This is a genomic window from Parafrankia sp. Ea1.12 (assembly GCF_900465275.1).
Classification (GTDB): domain Bacteria; phylum Actinomycetota; class Actinomycetes; order Frankiales; family Frankiaceae; genus Parafrankia; species Parafrankia soli.
Genome location: NZ_UBIZ01000616.1, coordinates 1 through 2,623 on the forward strand (window position 1 = coordinate 1; position 2,623 = coordinate 2,623).

At 75.0% G+C, this 2,623-nt stretch carries 2 protein-coding genes and 1 pseudogene; 2 read left to right on the plus strand and 1 reads right to left on the minus strand.

The window, feature by feature from the left end; genetic code table 11:
• The first annotated feature begins 114 nt into the window (after positions 1–114).
• Positions 115–1,305, plus strand: a complete 1,191-nt coding sequence (locus FMEAI12_RS33455) for an FAD-dependent monooxygenase (protein ID WP_235014992.1) — start codon at positions 115–117, stop codon at positions 1,303–1,305.
• 1 nt (position 1,306) lies between these two features.
• Positions 1,307–1,426, plus strand: a pseudogene (locus FMEAI12_RS39405) (hypothetical protein); the annotation flags it as partial.
• A 21-nt stretch (positions 1,427–1,447) separates the two neighbouring features.
• Here the strand turns inward: FMEAI12_RS39405 and FMEAI12_RS33465 are convergent.
• A partial coding sequence (locus tag FMEAI12_RS33465; protein WP_146776832.1) for an MFS transporter occupies positions 1,448–2,623 on the minus strand: 1,176 nt, incomplete at its 5' end.

Below are 2,623 nucleotides of genomic sequence, written 5' to 3' on the forward strand. Positions count from 1 at the left end.
CAGCCATCCCCATGCACTTAATTATCCGCACGAATAGGCGACCACTCAGACGGGGCCCCACCCCCGCCCCGTCTGAGTGGTCGCCTATTCGTGCGGATAATTAAGTGCATGGGGATGGCTGGTCGGCAGGCGCTGGTGATCGGTGGGGGCATCGCGGGACCCGCGGCGGCGATAGCGCTGGCCCGGGCCGGCATTCTTCCCACGGTCTTCGAGGCCGACGCCGACCCGGAGTCCGCCGGCAGCCTGCTGCTCGGCGTCGCCCCGAACGGCCTGCGCGGCCTGGAGCTTCTCGGTGTCCAGGGCCTCGACGAGGCCGGGCATCTCTCGGCGGGAAACCATTTCGTCGACGTCCACGGCCGCCACCTCGGCACGATCGAGGCGCCCGCCCGGGTGATCCGCCGCAGCGAGCTGCGGCGGGTGCTGCTGCGGGAACTCGACCGGCGCGGGATCCCGGTCGTTCCGGCGAGCAGGTTCGACTCGGTCGACGACCGGGGCGAGGCCGGCGTCCGCGCCTACTTCGCAGACGGCTCCAGCGCCGTGGGTGACTTCCTGCTCGGCTGCGACGGCCTGCGCTCCCGGGTGCGCCGCCACGTCGCGCCCGAGACGCCCTGGCCGACCTTCGCCGGCCTGGTGACCGTCGGCGGGTTCGCGGACCGCGTCGGCCGCTCGTACAAGACCGGCATGCTCGAGTTCACCATCGTCGGCACCGGGACGTTCATCCACTACGGCACGGCGGGCGGTGAGGTGATGTGGGCGATGTCGATGGTGTCCACCGACCCGTGGCCCTCACCGCGCACCGACGCCGGTCAGGAGCAGGTGCGACGCCGGCTGCTCACCCAGCTCGAGCACGCCCCCGCCCACCTGCGGTCGGTCGTGGACGCGACCGACCGGCTCGAGCGGCTCCCGCTGTCGGTCCTGGAGCCGGTCGGGACCTGGTACCGCCGCAACGTCTGCCTGCTCGGGGACGCCGCCCACGCCATGCTCCCGCACGCCGGCCAGGGGGCGTCCATGGCGATCGAGGACGCGATCGTGCTCGGCCGCTGCCTGCGCGACGCCCCGACGGCCCCCATCGGCTTCGCCGCCTACCGGGCGGCCCGCGCCGAGCGGGTGGCGCACGTCCACCGGCTGGCCCGACGCAACCGGCCGCGCACCCCGCCGCCGAACGCCCCCGCCCGCTGGATGCGCGACCACATCGTCCCGGTGGCGATGAAGGTCGGCCTGCGCCAGATGGCCGCCATGTACGACTACCGGATCGCCTGGGACGAGCCGTCCCCCGGCCGCGACCCGCTCTCAACCGTCTTCTGACATCCAGCCACCCGCCGTCTACTCGATCATCGCGTTGCGGCTGCTCGGCTACGACCGGGACCATCCGGTGATCAGGACGACCCTGGAGACACTCGACGCCTACACCGTGACGCTCCCCGACGAGCGGGCCCGCGGGCGGCCGTCAACGCGGTCGGTCGGTGCCCCTGGTGAACAGGGCGACGCACAGGACGAGCAGCGGGCCGCAGACCAGCAGCCCGGCCTCGGGCCCGACGAGGGTCCACAGCCCGCCGGCGGTGATCGTCGCGACGACCCGGCCGGCGCTCTGCAGCCCGGACAGCGCGCCGAACACGGCCCGGTGCGTCTCCGGCGGGGTGAGCCGCCCGGCGCCGGTGTACTCGGCGGCGTCGACCGCGCCCGCGGCCGTCCCGGCGAGCAGGAAACAGACCGTCATCGCGGTCAGGTCACCCTCGCCGGCGAAGGCGAAGCCGGCGTAGGCGCCGAGCAGGAAGGCCGCGCCGGTCGCGATCACCCGACCGGCCCCGAACCGGTCGGCGAGCCGGCCGCCCCACACCGCCGCGGCGGCCGAGGACAGGTGGAACAGGCCGTAGAGCACGGCGACCACCTGGAGCTGGCTGAGCCGTCCGGAGCCGTCGGGCAGCAACTTGCTGGCGCGCAGCAGCAGGAGCACGGCCGCGATGTTGGACGCCTCGTAGCAGGTGATGCCGAGGGCGAGCCGGCGCAGCGGCGGCTGGCGCAGCAGCGAGAGCTGGGGTCGGGTCTGGGCTGGGATGCCGTGGTCGAGCGTGTCCCGCCCGCGCAGGGTGCCGTGCGCGCTCACGGCGACCGCGGCGACCACCGGGACCAGCGCGAGCAGGATCACCGTCCGCACCTCGACGAACGCCAGCAGCAGCGCCGCCGCGAGCGCGCCGAAGGCGGCGCCGAGGGCCCCCACCGAGCGCTCGAGGCCGAGCCGGGCACCGAGCTCGCGCGGCGCGGAGGTCGAGCTCGCCACCTCCAGCAGCGGCGGGGTACCCAGGCCGCGTGCCACCCACGACCCCGACCGGCACGCCCCGGCCTGCCAGACGGCGTTGCTTCCGGCCAGGAAGGCGGCGGCCAGCGCCAGCCCGGCGTTCCCGGCGACGGTGAACGGCCCGCGCAGCCCGGGCCGGCGGTCGGCGAGCTTCGTCGCGCCGGCACGGGCCGCGCTGCCGCCGGCACGCCCCGCCGCCTCGATCCCGGCGAGCGCGATCGGCGCGGCTCCCAGCGTCCCGGCGATGAACGGTGCGACCACCGCCGTCGTGCTCTCCAGCCCGACGGCGGAGAACAGCAGCGGCAGCCGGGCATGGGTGAGCGAGGC